This window comes from Pantoea sp. USMM079, from assembly GCF_037153115.1.
Classification (GTDB): Bacteria; Pseudomonadota; Gammaproteobacteria; order Enterobacterales; family Enterobacteriaceae; genus Pantoea; species Pantoea communis.
Map to the genome: position 1 here is coordinate 1 of NZ_JBBCKX010000060.1, position 935 is coordinate 935.

A 935-nucleotide genomic window follows, 5' to 3' on the forward strand; every position below is an offset into this window, starting at 1 on the left:
TCAATTAACCTTCCGGCACCGGGCAGGCGTCACACCGTATACGTCCACTTTCGTGTTTGCACAGTGCTGTGTTTTTAATAAACAGTTGCAGCCAGCTGGTATCTTCGACTGCCTTCAGCTCCGTCCGCGAGGGACTTCACCTGATGACAGCGTGCCTTCTCCCGAAGTTACGGCACCATTTTGCCTAGTTCCTTCACCCGAGTTCTCTCAAGCGCCTTGGTATTCTCTACCTGACCACCTGTGTCGGTTTGGGGTACGATTTCGTGTTACCTGGAGCTTAGAGGCTTTTCCTGGAAGCAGGGCATCAGTTACTTCATCACCGTAGTGACTCGTCATCACACCTCAGCGTTAATAAGAATCCGGATTTACCTAAACTCTCCGCCTACATGCTTAAACCGGGACAACCGTCGCCCGGATAACCTAGCCTTCTCCGTCCCCCCTTCGCAGTAACACCAAGTGCAGGAATATTAACCTGCTTCCCATCGACTACGCTTTTCAGCCTCGCCTTAGGGGTCGACTCACCCTGCTCCGATTAACGTTGAACAGGAACCCTTGGTCTTCCGGCGAGCGGGCTTTTCACCCGCTTTATCGTTACTTATGTCAGCATTCGCACTTCTGATACCTCCAGCAAACCTCACAGTTCACCTTCAACGGCTTACAGAACGCTCCCCTACCCAACAACACATAGTGTCGCTGCCGCAGCTTCGGTGCATGGTTTAGCCCCGTTACATCTTCCGCGCAGGCCGACTCGACCAGTGAGCTATTACGCTTTCTTTAAATGATGGCTGCTTCTAAGCCAACATCCTGGCTGTCTGTGCCTTCCCACATCGTTTCCCACTTAACCATGACTTTGGGACCTTAGCTGGCGGTCTGGGTTGTTTCCCTCTTCACGACGGACGTTAGCACCCGCCGTGTGTCTCCCGTGATAACATTCT

Annotated in this window: 1 rRNA gene; it reads right to left on the minus strand. The window is 52.6% G+C overall.

Going from position 1 to position 935, the window contains the following annotated elements:
- Window positions 1-935: ribosomal RNA gene (locus WFP70_RS26485) — 23S ribosomal RNA — on the minus strand; the annotation flags it as partial.